At 70.6% G+C, this 14,938-nt stretch carries 10 protein-coding genes and 1 riboswitch; of the genes, 5 read left to right on the top strand and 5 right to left on the bottom strand.

The features are described from left to right. Positions 1-81 precede the first annotated feature (81 nt). Together BLT23_RS09255 and BLT23_RS09250 are read left to right on the top strand one after the other, a co-directional pair. The gene (locus BLT23_RS09255; RefSeq protein WP_245743841.1) at positions 82-3,072 is read left to right on the top strand and encodes a DPP IV N-terminal domain-containing protein; all 2,991 of its coding nucleotides are present in this window, start codon (positions 82-84) and stop codon (positions 3,070-3,072) included. Positions 3,073-3,125: 53 nt separating this feature from the next. Beyond that, positions 3,126-3,425 (top strand): hypothetical protein, encoded by a 300-nt coding sequence (locus BLT23_RS09250; protein ID WP_090047575.1) that lies wholly within the window; start codon positions 3,126-3,128, stop codon positions 3,423-3,425. Positions 3,426-3,669: 244 nt separating this feature from the next. On the opposite strand, the gene BLT23_RS09245 is transcribed toward BLT23_RS09250, so the two are convergent. Then, positions 3,670-4,107: an NUDIX domain-containing protein gene (locus BLT23_RS09245; RefSeq protein WP_090047572.1), complete on the bottom strand. Its 438-nt coding sequence runs from the start codon at positions 4,105-4,107 to the stop codon at positions 3,670-3,672. 54 nt (positions 4,108-4,161) lie between these two features. Between BLT23_RS09245 and BLT23_RS09240 the strand changes: the two genes are divergently transcribed. Next, positions 4,162-5,097 carry a phosphotransferase family protein gene (locus BLT23_RS09240; protein ID WP_090047570.1) on the top strand — a complete coding sequence of 312 codons (936 nt, stop codon included), beginning with the start codon at positions 4,162-4,164 and terminating at the stop codon, positions 5,095-5,097. Here BLT23_RS09240 and BLT23_RS09235 read toward each other — a convergent pair. The 3 genes from BLT23_RS09235 to metH form a co-directional block, all read right to left on the bottom strand. Continuing rightward, on the bottom strand, positions 5,088-7,010 hold the full coding sequence (locus BLT23_RS09235; RefSeq protein WP_143035871.1) for a putative bifunctional diguanylate cyclase/phosphodiesterase: 1,923 nt from the start codon (positions 7,008-7,010) through the stop codon (positions 5,088-5,090). The genes BLT23_RS09240 and BLT23_RS09235 overlap by 10 nt on opposite strands. After that, entirely contained in the window at positions 7,007-8,044 is a 1,038-nt protein-coding gene (locus BLT23_RS09230) for a sugar ABC transporter substrate-binding protein (RefSeq protein WP_090047566.1), read from the bottom strand. The genes BLT23_RS09235 and BLT23_RS09230 overlap by 4 nt, the downstream gene beginning before the upstream one ends. 115 nt (positions 8,045-8,159) lie before the next feature. Then, entirely contained in the window at positions 8,160-11,732 is a 3,573-nt protein-coding gene (metH, locus tag BLT23_RS09225; protein ID WP_090047564.1) for a methionine synthase, read from the bottom strand. Positions 11,733-11,745: 13 nt separating this feature from the next. Then, positions 11,746-11,827: riboswitch (S-adenosyl-L-homocysteine riboswitch) on the bottom strand. Positions 11,828-11,892: 65 nt separating this feature from the next. Between metH and BLT23_RS09220 the strand changes: the two genes are divergently transcribed. Both BLT23_RS09220 and BLT23_RS09215 read left to right on the top strand, forming a co-directional pair. Beyond that, positions 11,893-12,723, top strand: coding sequence for a patatin-like phospholipase family protein (locus BLT23_RS09220; RefSeq protein ID WP_090047561.1), 831 nt, complete (start codon positions 11,893-11,895; stop codon positions 12,721-12,723). A gap of 89 nt (positions 12,724-12,812) precedes the next feature. Beyond that, the gene (locus tag BLT23_RS09215) at positions 12,813-14,456 is read left to right on the top strand and encodes a glycosyl hydrolase family 8 (protein ID WP_090047559.1); all 1,644 of its coding nucleotides are present in this window, start codon (positions 12,813-12,815) and stop codon (positions 14,454-14,456) included. 40 nt (positions 14,457-14,496) lie between these two features. Here BLT23_RS09215 and BLT23_RS41590 read toward each other — a convergent pair whose 3' ends face one another. After that, a complete protein-coding gene (locus BLT23_RS41590) occupies positions 14,497-14,820 on the bottom strand; it encodes a hypothetical protein (RefSeq protein ID WP_245743840.1) in 324 nt (107 codons plus the stop codon). Positions 14,821-14,938: the final 118 nt, after the last annotated feature.

The raw sequence follows: 14,938 nt of genomic DNA, 5'->3' as shown, positions 1-14,938 counted from the left end.
ACTGGTCCGAACAGCGGATGCGCGGACGTGGTGCGGTGGCAGTGTGAGTTCCCTGGGGACCAACGCTCGGGGAGTGCCGCCGTGGAACTGTCTCGTCGTGAACTGCTCACCCGCACCGGCCAGGCCGCCGCTCTCGCCACCACCGCCTCCGCCCTCACCGCGGGAACAGCCGGTGCGTCGGGGGACACCGTCACCCTGACCCAGGGCACCAACATCTCGGTGTCGCGGTCGCCGGACGGGAAGTGGCTCGCCATCGACCTCGTCACGGCCATCTGGGTGCTGCCCGCCACGGGAGGTAGGGCGCGCAAGCTCACCGACGAGCTGCAGGACGCCACGCTGCCGTCGTTCGGCCCGGGCGGGCGGATCGCGTTCCAGTCCTATCGGGACGGAAACTACCACCTGTACGTGATCGGGCAGGACGGGCGCGGGCTGCGGCAGCTGACCAGCGGCCGGTACGACCACCGCGAACCCGCGTTCTCCCCGGACGGCACGAAGATCGCGTTCGTCAGCGACCGGGCGGGAAGCTACGGCGTGCACGTCCTCGACCTGGCGACGAACGAGATCACGCAACTGACCGGCACCCCCGACGACGCCGCGGCGCCGCAGTGGTCACGTGACGGCAAACGCCTCATCTACATCACCGGCACCACGTCGGTGGACGTCGTCTCGATGGACGGACGGCGGGAACGGCTCGTCACGGCACCGTCCGGCGCGCAGCTGTTCGGCGCCGCGTTCGGACCGGGGGAGCAGCCGAGCTACACGCTGGTGCGGCCGGGGCAGACCGATCTGATGCTGGGCACCACCGCCGTCGTGACGGGGGAGGACGTCTTCGGGTTCGCGGCGCTGTGGGACGGCGACAGCGTCCTCTACACCGCTGACGGCAAGATCCGCCGCCGCACCGGTCAGTCCACGAAGGACGTTCCGTTCGAGGCGACCGTGCCGGTCAAGAAGGTCGAGCGGCACCGCACGCGGAACCTCGCCGCCGGTCCCGTCAAGGGCATCGCGAGCCCTGTCGTGTCGAGCGACGGCACGATCGCGTTCCGGGCGTTGAACGCGCTCTACCTGCTGAAGAACGGCAAGGCCACGCGAATCACGGACGGCCGGTACTTCGACTCCGACCCCGACTTCTCGCCGGACGGCACGAAGCTCGTCTACGCGAGCGACCGCACCGGTGTGGCGCAGTTGTGGCTCCGCGACCTGAAGACCGGTGAGGAGAAGCTCTACTCGCCCTCACCCGGCGCGCAGACCACACCGCGGTTCTCGCCGGACGGCGGCAAGGTCGCGTACGTCGACCACGACGGCCAGGTCTGGGTCGCGGACCCGGCCGGGCGCAGGCAGATCACGCCGGCGTTGTTCCAGCCCGGCCGCCCGACCTGGCCGAAGGACGGGAACACGGTGGCGCTGGCCGCCGTCAAGCCGTTCTCGCGGCGGTTCCGCGAGGGCACGAGCCAGATCCTGTCGGTCGACCTCGTCAGCGGCGAGCTGCGGTACACCGAACCGCTGCCGTTCCGCTCGATCGCCACGCGCGGCGACGACGGACCGGTCTGGTCACCGGACGGACGGCACCTCGCGTTCGTCGTGGAGAGCGTCGCGTGGGTGGTTCCCGTGGACGCCAAGGGCGACTTCACCGGCGAACCGCGGCAGGTGACGCGGGAGGTCACCGACTCACTGGCCTGGCACGGAAACGACCTCGTGTACCTGAACAACGGACGGCTACGACGGTCTACTTTGGACGGCAAGGTCTCGACCATCCGCGTCGGCCTCGACTGGCGCAGGCCCAAGACTCCTCAGGCCACGGTCGTGCGCGTCGGCGCCTACTGGGACGGCGAGGCCCACGACCTGAGGCGGAACGTCGACATCGTCGTGGAGAACGGCGTCGTCCAGGAGATCCGGCCGCAGCGGGGACGCGCCGGCACCGACCTGTCGGACAGCACGGCCATCCCCGGCCTGATCGACGCCCACAACCACTGGCACCTGCGCGGCAGGCAGTGGGGCGCGCGGCAAGGCAACGTCTGGCTCGCCTACGGCATCACCACCGTCCGGTCGCCCGGCGACCCGGTCTACCAGATGGTCGAGACCCGCGAGGCGCTCGCCGCCGGAACCCTGACCGGGCCGCGGTTCTACGCCACCGGCGAGGCGATCGACGGCTCCCGCGTCTACTACAACTTCATGCGCCCCACGCTCTCCCGCGCCCAGCTCGACCTGGAACTGCGCCGCGCGCACGAGCTGGACTACGACATGATCAAGACCTACGTGCGCCTGCCCGTCGAGCTGCAACGCGCGGCCGTCCAGAAGACGAAGCTGCCGCTGTCGTCGCACTACCTCTACCCGGCCGCGAACATCGGCATGGACGGCATGGAACACGTCGGCGCCACCAACCGCCTCGGCTACTCCCACACCGTGACGCGGCAGGGCAAGGCGTACCAGGACGTGGTGGCGCTCTTCACCGCCTCCGGCCTGTCGATGACGCCGACCCTGTTCCACAGCCGAGCCCTCTTCGCCGAGGACAAGTCACTGGCCACCGACGAACGCACCCGCGTGCTCTTCCCGCCGTGGGAGTACGAGCGCTACCTCGCCGAGGCGAACAGCGGCGGCGCGAACTCGTCGGCCGCCATCCTGAAGAACTGGGTCGAGTTCGCCCTCGCCGTGCACCGCGGCGGCGGACTCGTGATCTGCGGCACCGATGCTCCATTGGACGCCCCGGCCACCGCCACCCACCTGAACCTGCGCGCGATGGTCAAGTACGGCTTCACCCCACGGGAAGCGCTCATCACCGCCACCCGCAACCCCGCGCGGTGGCTCGGCCTGCCGCTCGGCGCCATCCGGCCCGGCGCGCCCGCCGACATCGCGTTCGTCGGCGGAAACCCGTTGCGGGACATCAAGGCCGCGGCGAACGTCCGGCAGGTCATGCTCGGCGGCCGGTTGCACACCGTGACCGACCTGTTGGCACCCTACCGGGAGGCCGGTGAGCTCACTGCCTACACGGCAGCACTGGAACCGTTGCCTTCAGCGGAGAAACGGCATTGGTGGCACGAGCCTGAGTGGGCCTGCCACGTCTGCGAGGATCATTAGGCTGTGCGTCACCGTTCACCGGTGGTGTCCCGTTCAAGCCGAAAGACCGGACCGTGCCCGACCGCCCCGAGATCGTCTGCCTCTGCGGCTCCACCCGCTTCGCGGAGGAGATGCGCGCGGTGAACCGCGATCTGACGCTCGCAGGCGCCATCGTCGTCGCGCCGGCCGAACCGGACGGGCTGGTCACCGAGGAGCAGAAGGCCGCGCTGGGCGCCCTCCACCTGCGCAAGATCGACCCGGCCGACCGGGTGCTGGTGGTCAACCCCGGCGGGTACGTCGGCGAGTCCACGCGCCGGGAGATCGCCCACGCCCACGCCACCGGCAAGCCGGTCTCGTTCACCCACCCCGGCTGACCAGCCGCACCTGCTGTCGTGGCTTCCGCACTCCGCCAGAGGTGCTGTCCCCTTCTCCCGCCACACACCCGCCCGAGTGTCACCCAGCCAGCGATCCCGCCTGCTCCGCGTGACGTGGCTTCAGTACGCGGGGGCCCCGCGTACTAACCACGCGAACGAAAGGGCCCCGCGTGCGGTAAGGGAAACACGAAAGAGAGTCGCGAGCGGGGCGGGGCGTTACGGACAGCAGGTCTGGAAGCATGCTTCAGTCCCAGCCGTATACGGCGAACGGCGTGCGGTTCAAGTAGGCCGTGATCCCGGCGACCGAGTAGTCGAGCGTGTCGTCGGGCAGTGCGTCGAGCCGGAACCACCCGAGCTCCCAGCACTTCTCCGGCTCGCGGTTTTCCGGTTCGCCCTGCCACCGCCGCGCCTCGAAGAACAGCCCGAGCCGTGGCTCGACGCCGGACCTGGCGGCGTGCAAGGTGTGTGCGTGCCGCAGGTCGGCCTGCGCGACGACGACGCCGACCTCCTCGTGGGCTTCCCGTGCGGCGGCCGCGAGGGCCGATTCGCCCGCGTCGAGCTTGCCGGACGGCAGGTGCCAGAGGCGGTTGAACACCGGGTTGTGGTCGCGGCGTCGCGACAGCAGCACCTCGTCGTCGCGGACGAGCAGGAGATGTACGTCGATGAGGTGACGGTCGGCCATCGGGCCACCGTAAATGGTCTGCGGGGGACCGGGAGGCCATGCCACGATCTCGCCATGACCACCTTCGCGACACCTGAGGACATCGCCCGGCGCACCACCGCCGCACGGGACGCGGCCGTGGCGGCGGGGCGTGAACTCGGCCTGGAGATCACTGAGGGCAAAGTGCTCTACGAGCTGTTCTCCGTCGTGGTGCACCTGGTGCCCTCGCCTGTGGTGGTCCGCGTCCCGACCGTGCTGCCGTTCACGACCACGCCGGAGTCGCAGGCGCGGCAGCAGCGGCAGGAGCTCGCCGTGGCGCAGTGGCTGCACGAGCAGCGCGTCCCGGTGGTCCCGCCGAGTCCCCTCGTGCCGCGGGAGCCGGTGCTCGCGGACGGGTTCTCCATGACGTTCTGGCAGTTCACCGAGGAGGACAAGAGCGGCGAGCCCGACTACCTCGCGCAGTCGGAGCTGGCCGCCGACCTGCACAAGGCGCTGCGGGGCTACCCCGGCGAGCTGGAGTTCATGGCGTCGGCGGAACCGGGGTTCGTCAGCGCCGCCCTGGAACGGCTGGAAGGGCTGGACGTCGTCGCCGCGGACGACCTCGCCAGGGCGAAGCGGGAGTGGGCGGTGCTGGGGCCGCTGCTGAGCGACGAGGCCGAGTTCCGCAAGCGGTTCCCCGGGGTCGAGCTGCAGCCGATCCACGGCGACTCGCCGCCCGCGAACGTCTTCCGCAGCACCGGCGGTCTGCTGTTCGCCGACTTCGAGCTGGTCACCTACGGGCCGGTCGAGTGGGACCTCGGCGGGCTCGGGTCGGAGTACGAGGCCGCCTACAACCGCGGCGCGGAGCGCAACGGGCTGCGGACGCTGGACGAGGACGTGCTGCGGTTCGTCAACGCCGTCGCCGCGCTGCGCGTCATCGCCTACCTGTCGTGCGCGGACCAGCTGCCCGCCATGGTCGAGTTCATGGCACCGTTCCTCGACCGCTGGCGGGCCACCGACGTCTACGCGTGAGCCGCGGCCCGGTCACCCAGCCAGGCCACCACTTCCTCGGCGGGCAGCGGCTCGCTGAGGAAGTAGCCCTGCACCACGTCGCAGCCCGCCTCGGCGAGCGCCGTCCAGGTGTCCTGGTCCTCCACGCCCTCCGCCACGGCCTGGAGGCCGAAGTTGCGGGCCAGCGCCACCAGCGCGTGCACGATGGCGCTGTCGCCCGCGTCGGTGCACATGTGCGTGACGAACGACCGGTCGAGCTTCATCTCGTGCACCCGCATGCTGCGCAGGTACGAGATCGACGAGTAGCCGGTGCCGAAGTCGTCGATCGACAGCCGCACGCCCAGCTCGGTCAGGCCGCGCAGCACCTCCACCGCGCGGTCGGGGTCGGAGATGATCGCCGACTCGGTGATCTCCAGAGTCAGCAGCCTGGCGGGCAGGCCGTGCCGCTTGATCAGGTCGGCCACGTCGCCGGGGAACTCGGTGTGGTGCAGGCACGCGGCGCCCACGTTCACCGACACCGGCACCTCCCAGCCCGCGTCCGACCAGGCCCGGCACTGGCGCAGGGCCGCGTCGATCACGTACCGGGTGAGCGGCTCGATGAGGCCGTTCTCCTCCGCGACCGGGATGAACTCGTCGGGACGGACGAGGCCGCGCGTCGGGTGGTTCCAGCGGGCGAGCGCCTCGACGCCGCACACCGCGCCCGTGTCGGCCAGCGCCTTGGGCTGGTAGTGCAGGAACAGCTCGCCGCGGTCGATCGCGTGCCGCAGCTCCGTCACGGCCGTCAGGTGCGTGGCGCCGCGTTCGTGCAGGCGCGCGTCGTAGACGGCCACACCGGACTTGTCGCGCTTGGCCGCGTACATCGCGCTGTCCGCGTGCCGCAGCAGCTCGGCACCGTCGCCGGAGTCCGCGGGGCACAGCGCCACGCCGACGCTGCCCGCGACCTCCAGCTCCAGGCCCTCCAGCGTGACCGGCATGGCCAGCGCCGTCAGGATCTTCTCCGCGACCATCGTGGCGTTCTCGGCCGAGCCGACGCCGGGCAGCAGCACCGCGAACTCGTCGCCGCCCAGCCGCGCCACCAGGTCGGTGTCGCGCACGGCCCACGACAGGCGGTTCGCCACCTGGCGCAGCAGCAGGTCGCCGCTGTGGTGGCCGAGCGAGTCGTTGACCTCCTTGAACCGGTCGAGGTCGACGATCAGCAGCGCCAGCGCCTCGTCCTTCTTGCGCGCCTTCGCCACGGCCTGCTCCATCCGGCGCGCGAGCAGCGTCCGGTTGGCGAGCCCCGTGAGGGCGTCGTGGTGCGCCTCGTGCTCGTTCTTGGCGGCCTGGCGCAGCAGCTTGCGGCGGTAGCCGAGCAGCACCATGCCGAACAGCCCGACCAGGACCGCGTCGACGGCGAACGCCACGATCTGCGCGATCCGCAGCTGGGAGTTCTGCTCGTCGGCGGTGCGCAGGTACTCGGTGGTGTCGAGCCAGTTGGCGCCGATCGTCGTCGAGACCTGCCTGCGCAGCGACGAGTGGGCGAGCGCGGCCTGGTCGGCCTGCGGCGCGTCACCGGTCGCGATGAAGCCGCGCAGGGTCTCGGTCGTCTGGTCGTAGAGCGGCAGCAGCCTGCTCGCCACGGCGGCGTCCGACGGCCTGCCGTTCGCGCTCAGCCACTCCAGGTCGCCGCGCGCCGCGCCGACGGAGTTCTCGAGCGGTCTGACCGTCTGCTCGGTCCGCGCCGTCCGCAGGTCGCTCAGCGCGTTGTCGGCGACGTTGACGTGCTCCAGCACTCGGCTCCACCGCTCGCCGGCCTCGTTGAGCTGCCGGACGTACGCGGTCGTGGTCTGCGCGCTGATGCTGCTCCACAGCGCCAGCCCGGTCAGGACCAGCAGCCCGACCGTCAGCCCTGCCGTGGCCACCCGTGCGGTGCCGCGGTTCTCCCCAAAGCTCACCGTGCCTGCTCCAACGGTCGTACCCAGCTCGCCGGATCCTCGACGAAGCTGTCGATCTGCGGCTGGAAGAAGTCCCGTCGCGACCTCTCCAACGCCTGCCTGCGCAGGATCGCGTCGAGGTTCGCCGAGGTCACCGTGAGTCCCGGTGTCTCGATCCAGCCCTGCGGCAGCGCCGCCCCGTGCGCGGCGTGCCGTGCGAGCAACCAGCCTGCCACGGCACCCTTCAGGTAGTGCTCCGGTGAGACGGTCGCCACCATCACACCGTCCCTCACCGCCCGCAACGTCCTCTGGTCGACCCCGAAGGCCCCCACCAGCCACCTCGCCGACCTGTTCTCGGTCTTCAGCGCGGCGAGGCTGACCCCGTCGCAGTCACCCGTCCCGGCGAACGCGAGGGCACCGGGGTTCGCGGCGACCAGCCTGCGCCACGCGTCGCGGTTCGCTTCGTCGTCACGCTGCGTGTCGAACGGCCCCAGCACCCGCACTTCCGGCAGTCGTTCGGCGAACCGATCCCGGATCCCGTCCGCCCTGTCGTCGAAACCGGACAGCCCCGGCGCGGTGTTGCCCAGCACCACCGTTCCCTCCGCGTCGGACGGCAGCCGGCGAATCAGCTCGTCAGCAAGATTTTCGCCCAGCTCGTGGTTGTCGTTACCGATGTGCAGCCGGACCCGCGAGCTGGCGGTGAGCCGCATGTCCACCCCGATGACCGCGACGCCCCCGGCGAGCGCCTCCCCGATGGCCGGTGCCATCAGCGCGGGCTCGGACGTGGCCACGGCGATGCCGTCCGGCGCGGACCTCGTCAGCTCGCGGAACAGCGCCACCTCGCGGTGCCCGTCCTGGCCGGGAGGTCCCACCGCCGTCGCGTTCACCCCGCCGGCCCTGCCAACGCCCTCGTGGAACCCGCTCGTCATCTCCTGCGCGAACGACGCGCCCGTCCTCTTCAGCACGAACCCCACGTGCGGCGGCGGCTTCGACTGCGCCGCCGTGCCGCAGCCCGACAGCAGCACCAGTCCCAGCACCAGCGCCGCAGCTCGCATCGATGACCTCGGGCTCGACCGTGGATTGATGTCAGAGCGGCGAGCCTACAGCGCCCGATGTCGAATCGGGATGACGCACCCTGTTCCAGGTGGTGCCATTCTCGTCTCCGAGGTGTCACGCGGGTTCGTACCCGAGGTTGGGCCGCAGCCACTGCTCGACGTCCGCGACGGACCTGCCCGTGCGGCGCGCGTAGTCCTCGACCTGGTCGCGCCCGAGGCGTCCGACGGTGAAGTACTTCGCCTCCGGGTGCTGGAAGATCAGGCCGCTCACGCTCGCCGCCGGGGTCATCGCGAACGACTCGGTCAGCCCGACGCCGACCTCCTCGGCGCCGAGCAGGTCGAACAGCTGCCGCTTCACGGTGTGGTCGGGGCAGGCCGGGTAGCCGAGCGCGGGCCGGATGCCGCGGAACCGCTCCGCGTGCAGGTCCTCCAGCGCGGGCTCCGCCTCCGGCTCGAACCAGTCGCGGCGCGCCCGCAGGTGGATCCACTCGGCGAACGCCTCCGCCAGCCGGTCCGCCAGCGCTTTCACCATGATGGCGCGGTAGTCGTCGTTCTTGGCCTCGTACCGCGCCGCCAGCTCGTCGGCGCCGAGGATCGTCACCGCGAAGCCGCCGATGTGGTCGCCCTCGGGCGCGACGTAGTCCGACAGCGACCGGTTCGGGCGCGACACCTGCTTGCTCGTCTGCTGGCGCAGCATGGGCAGCAGCACGCCGTTGTCCAGCCGGATGTCGTCGCCCTCCTGCCGCGCGGGCCAGAAGCCGTAGACGCCCTTCGCCGTGAACAGCCCCTGCTCGACGATCTCGTCCAGCAACGTGGTCGCGTCGTCGAACAGCTCGCGGGCCACCGGCTGGTCGAGGATCGCCGGGAACTTGCCCTTCAGCTCCCAGGCGAGGAACAGGAACGTCCAGTCGATGAACTCGCGCAGCTCCGCCAGCGGCGGGCTGATCGTGCGGGTTCCGGTGAACGCGGGGATCGGCGGTTCGGCGAACTCGACCTTTTCCGAGTTCGCGCGCGCTTCCTCCAGGCTCAGCAACGGGAGCTGCCTGCGGTTCTCGTGCTGTTCGCGCAGCCGTGCCTGTTCCGCCCGGTTGGTGCGGTTCAGCTCGTGCGAGCGCTGGTCGTCCAGCAGGTCGGACACGACGCCCACGACCCGCGACGCGTCGAGCACGTGCACGGTCGGCTCGTCGTAGACGGGGGCGATCTTCACGGCCGTGTGCTGGCGGGACGTGGTGGCGCCGCCGATCAGCAGCGGCAGCTTCATGCCGCGCCGCTGCATCTCCTCGGCGACCGCGACCATCTCGTCCAGCGACGGCGTGATCAGACCGGACAGGCCGATGACGTCGGCGTGCTCCTTGATCGCGGTGTCGAGGATCTTCGCGGCGGGCACCATCACGCCGAGGTCGATCACGTCGTAGTTGTTGCAGCCCAGCACGACGCCGACGATGTTCTTGCCGATGTCGTGCACGTCGCCCTTGACCGTGGCGAGCACGACCTTGCCGTTGCCGCCCGCGGTCGACTTGGGCTCGGCGTCCATGAACGGCTCCAGGTAGGCGACGGCGCGCTTCATCACGCGCGCGCTCTTCACCACCTGGGGCAGGAACATCTTGCCCGCGCCGAACAGGTCGCCGACGACCTTCATGCCGTCCATCAGCGGGCCCTCGATGACGTCGAGCGGGCGCGGGAAGCCCTGGCGGGCCTCCTCGGTGTCCTCCTCGACGAAGTCGACGACGCCGTGCAGGATCGCGTGCTCCAGCCGCTTCGCGACCGGGGCCTCGCGCCACGACAGGTCGGCGACCCGCTTCTTGCCGGGCCCCTTCACGGTCTCGGCGTGGGTCACCAGGCGGTCCGTCGCGTCCTCACGGCGGTTGAAGATGACGTCCTCGACCAGTTCGAGCAGCTCGGGCGCGATGTCCTCGTAGACGACGAGCTGGCCCGCGTTGACGATGCCCATGTCCAGGCCCGCCTTGACGGCGTGGAAGAGAAACGCCGAGTGCATCGCCTCACGCACGACGTCGTTGCCGCGGAAGGAGAACGACAGGTTCGAGATGCCGCCGCTGGTGCGCGCCCCGGGACAGCGCTGCTTGATGAGCGGCAGCGCGTCGATGAACGCCTTGGCGTAGCCGTTGTGCTCCTCGATGCCGGTGGCGACCGCGAGCACGTTCGGGTCGAAGATGATGTCCTCTGCCGGGAAGCCCACCTCGTTCGTGAGCAGGTCGTACGCGCGGGCGCAGATCTCGACCTTGCGTTCGGTCGTGTCCGCCTGGCCCTGCTCGTCGAACGCCATCACGACGACGCCGGCGCCGTAGTCGCGGATCGTGCGGGCCTGCTCCAGGAACGGGCCCTCGCCTTCCTTGAGGCTGATCGAGTTGACCACGCCCTTGCCCTGCACACAGCGCAGCCCGGCCTTCAGCACGTCCCAGCGGGAGCTGTCGATCATCACCGGGACGCGGGCGATCTCCGGCTCGGTGGCGATGAGGTTGAGGAACGTCGTCATCGCCTGCTCGCCGTCGAGCAGGTCGGCGTCCATGTTGACGTCCAGCAGGTTCGCGCCGCCGCGCACCTGGTCGAGCGCCACGGCGAGCGCCGCCTGGTGGTCGTCGGCCTCGATCAGCCTGCGGAACTTCGCCGAGCCGGTGACGTTGGTGCGCTCGCCGATCATCACGAACCCGGTGTCCGCGCCGATCTCGAACGTCTCCAGGCCGCTGAACCTGGTGGTGTCACGGGGTTGCGCGACCGTGCGCGGCGTCGCTGCGCGCACCGCGTCCGCGATGGCCTTGATGTGCGCGGGGCCGGTGCCGCAGCAGCCGCCGACGACGTTGACGATGCCCTTGTCCGCGAAGTCCCGCAGCAGGGCGGCGGTCTCGTCGGGGGTCTGGTCGTAGCCGCCGAACGCGTTGGGCAGACCGGCGTTCGGGTGGCAGGCGACGTAGGTGTCCGCGAGCCGGGCGAGGTCGGTGACGTGCGGGCGCATCTCCTCGGCGCCCAGCGAGCAGTTGACGCCCACGACCAGCGGCTTCGCGTGCTCGACCGAGGTCCAGAACGCCTCGACGGTCTGGCCCGAGAGCGTGCGGCCGGACAGGTCGACGATCGTCACCGAGATCCACAGCGGGAGCTCGGGCGCCACCTCGCGGGCCGCGGTGATGGCGGCCTTCGCGTTCAGGGTGTCGAAGATCGTCTCGATCAGCAGCAGGTCGACGTCGCCCTCGCGCAGCGCGGCGATCTGCTCGGCGTAGCTCGCCTTCACCTGCTCGAAGGTGACGGCGCGGAACGCGGGGTCCTCGACCTTGGGCGAGAGGCTGAGCGTGACGTTGAGCGGCCCGACGGAGCCCGCGACGAACCGGCCGCCGAACTCGTCGGCCGCCTGCCGGGCGATCCGGGCGCCCGCGACGTTCATGTCGCGCACCCGGTGTTCGAGCCCGTAGTCGGCCTGGCCGATCGACGTGGCGGTGAACGTGTTGGTGGTCGTGATGTCCGCGCCCGCCGCCAGGTACTGCCGGTGCACGTCGAGCACCAGGTCCGGGCGCGTGAGGTTGAGCAGGTCCGGGTCGCCGGCGACGTCGGTATGGTGGTCGCCGAACTCGGTGCCGTGGTAGTCGGCGGGGGACAGCCCCGCCTGCTGGAACATCGTGCCCCAAGCGCCGTCGAGCACGACGACTCGCTGGTTCAGCAAGGACTTGAGGTCGGCCACATGCGCTCCCGAAAGGTCGGAAGCGCCCTTGTTCGTGGTCCGGCGAACCCGAGCGTGGCAGGCAACTACGGCCTGTTGCAGCGCTTCTCGGCTTCGCCGCCGAGGTTACCAAGACGGACCAGGGAGCAGGAACCCGTCCCACTCCATAGGATGGTCATCCGTGACCGGACAACGCGCATTGGTCCTGGGTGGTGGCGGTGTCACCGGGATCGCTTGGGAGATCGGGATTCTGCACGGCCTGTCTCAGCAGGGCGTCGACCTGACGAACGCGGACCTGGTGGTGGGCACGTCGGCCGGCTCCGTGGTGGCGACGCAGCTCGCGGGCGGCGTCCCGCTCGCCGGGCTGTACGAGAGCCAGCTGGAACCGCCGGACGGCGAGCTCCCGGCCCGGCTCACCCCGTGGATGCTCGTGCGGTACGCCCTTTCCTACGCGATGCCGGGCACGCCCGCGGCGAAGCGCGCGAGGCTGGGCCGTGCCGCGCTGAAGGCCCGCACGCCGTCCGAGGAGTCGCGGCTGGAGGTGTTCGACCGGCGTCTGTCCATCAAGGAATGGCCGGAGCGGCCGCTGAAGGTCACGGCCGTCGACACGGCCACCGGTAAGTTCGTCGCGTTCGACCGGGACAGCGGCGTGCCGCTGGTGAAGGCCGTGGCGTCGAGCTGCGCCGTGCCGCTGGTGTGGCCGCCCGTGACCATCGACGGCCACCGGTACATGGACGGCGGTATGCGCTCGGTGGCGAACGTCGACCTCGCGGCCGGGTGCTCACGGGTGGTCGTCGTCGCGCCGTTGACCCGGTCGGCCAACGTCGTGGCCACCCCCGCCGCGCAGGCCGCGAAGCTCGGGGTGCCGTCGATCGTCGTGAGCCCCGGGCAGGAGGAGCTGACCGCCATCGGCAAGAACGTGCTGGACCCCGCCCGGCGCAGGCCCGCCGCGGAGGCGGGGCTGCGGCAGGCGGCCTCGGTGGCCGACGCCGTGCGCGAGGTCTGGGGCTGACTCGGTCCCGCGCCTCTTGTCCGGCGGTGGGTGCCCGCCTACTGTGCCGTCATAAGGAAGGTTTGTTAACTAATTGGGCGGCGGGTGTGATGGGCGGAAGATCGAAGTTAGGCGTGCTCGGGCTGGTGCTCGGGCTGCTCGCGGCGGGGACGGTCAGCGCCACGGCGGCGGCGGACCCGCTGGTGTCGGCGGGCAAGACGACGGTGGCCTCGTCCGTCGAGGCGGCGGGCCTCGAACCGGGCAAGGCGGTGGACGGCAACCCGTCGACCAGGTGGGCGTCGCTGGAGGGGCGCGACCCGGAGTGGATCCGGGTCGACCTCGGGTCGGTGCACTCGGTGAGCCGGGTGCGGCTGAACTGGGAGACCGCCTACGCCAGGGCGTACCGGGTGCAGACGTCGCTCGACGGGTCCGCGTGGACGGACGTCTACTCGACCAGCGCCGGTGACGGCGGCATCGACGACCTCACGGTGTCCGGCAGCGGCCGGTACGTGCGCGTCTACGGCACGGCCCGCGCCACGCAGTGGGGCTACTCGCTGTGGGAGCTCGAGGTCTACGGCGCCGGTGACGGCACCCCCACACCGACCGTCGGCGTCCCGTTCGGCAGCAGGCAGCAGCCGTACGCGCAGGGCGTCCTGCGCCCGTCCGGCAGCACGTCCACTTTGGACGCCGCGGTGGTGGACTACTACCAGCGCTGGAAGTCCGCGTTCCTGCGGCAGAACTGCGGCAACGGCTGGTACCAGGTGATCTCGCCGGACGCGGACCACCCGTACGTCGCCGAGGCCCAGGGCTACGGCATGGTCGTCGTCGCGACGATGGCGGGCGCGGACCCCGACGCCCGCAGGATCTTCGACGGCCTGGTGAAGTGGAAGATCGACCACCCGTCGTCGATCAACCCGGACCTGCTCGCGGCGGAACAGGACACGAGCTGCCGCAGCGTCAACGGCGGTGACGCCGCGACGGACGGCGACCTGGACGTGGCGTACGGCCTGCTGCTCGCCGACCGCCAGTGGGGCAGCGCCGGCACGTACAACTACAAGCAGCTGGCGATCCGGCACATCAACGCCATCAAGGCCAGCGAGGTCAACCCGTCGACGAACCTGCTCAAGCTCGGCGACTGGACCGGCGCGGGCGACCGCTACTACTACCTGTCGCGGTCGTCGGACTGGATGGCCGACCACTTCCGGGCGTTCCGCAAGGCCACCGGCGACTCGGCCTGGGACACCATCCGCTCCGCCCACCAGAACCTGGTCACGCGGCTGCAACAGGACTACGCGCCGAACACCGGCCTGCTGCCGGACTTCGTCGAGAACACGAACTCCTCGCCGCGCCCGGCCTCCGGCGAGGTGCTGGAGAGCCCCAACGACGGCCAGTACTACTGGAACGCCTGCCGCGTGCCGTGGCGCATCGGCGCGGACGCGGTGACCAGCGGCGACTCGTCGTCCCTCTCCGCCGCCCGCAAGCTCAACGCGTGGGTGAAGGCGAAGACCGGCGGCAACCCGGCGAACATCGGCCTGGGCTACCGCCTCGACGGCACGCAGATCTCCGGTGGCAGCGCCGCCGCGTTCTTCGCGCCGTTCGCGGTCGTGGCCACGACCGACCCCGGCAGCCAGGCGTGGCTCGACGCGCTGTGGAACCGGATGCTGCAGACGCCGATCGACTCGAGCAGCTACTTCTCGGCGAGCATCCAGCTGCAGGTGATGATCACGGTGACCGGCAACCACTGGGTGCCGTGACGTGACGGGGTGCCGTCCCCGCGCGAGGACGGCACCCCGGTCACAGCCTCTGCCGGAACCAGCGGCGGACGAGGGTGATCGTGACGCCGAGCATCAGCAGGTAGACCACGGCCCGCAGGCCGTCGCCGGAGTCGCCCTGGTTGCCGCTGTAGGACGTGGCGCCGTAGATGAAGAACACGACGTCGGCGACGAGCATCACGAGGATCGCCCAGCCCGTCCACTTCCGCTGGTTGAGCCTGAAGTGGTTGACGGTGCTGTTGTCCTGGTGGACGTTCATCTGGCCGGAGCCCTGGTTGGCGAAGACGTTGCCACCGTGGGACGCGTTGTTGTGCTGATGCGATCCGGAGTCTCTCGGACGTTTCATCAGTTGGTCCCGGGAGTCTGGTTGATGGTGAAGCTGCCGCCCTGGTTGGCGTAGACCGATCCGCCGTGCGACGCGGTGTTGGTCTGGACGGAGCCGGTGCCCGGCACTGCCGCCTGCC

The sequence above is a fragment of the Lentzea fradiae genome (genome assembly GCF_900100955.1).
Lineage (GTDB): Bacteria > Actinomycetota > Actinomycetes > Mycobacteriales > Pseudonocardiaceae > Lentzea > Lentzea fradiae.
The sequence above is the reverse complement of the archived record's forward strand: the minus strand, read 5'-3'. Positions and strand labels throughout refer to the sequence as shown.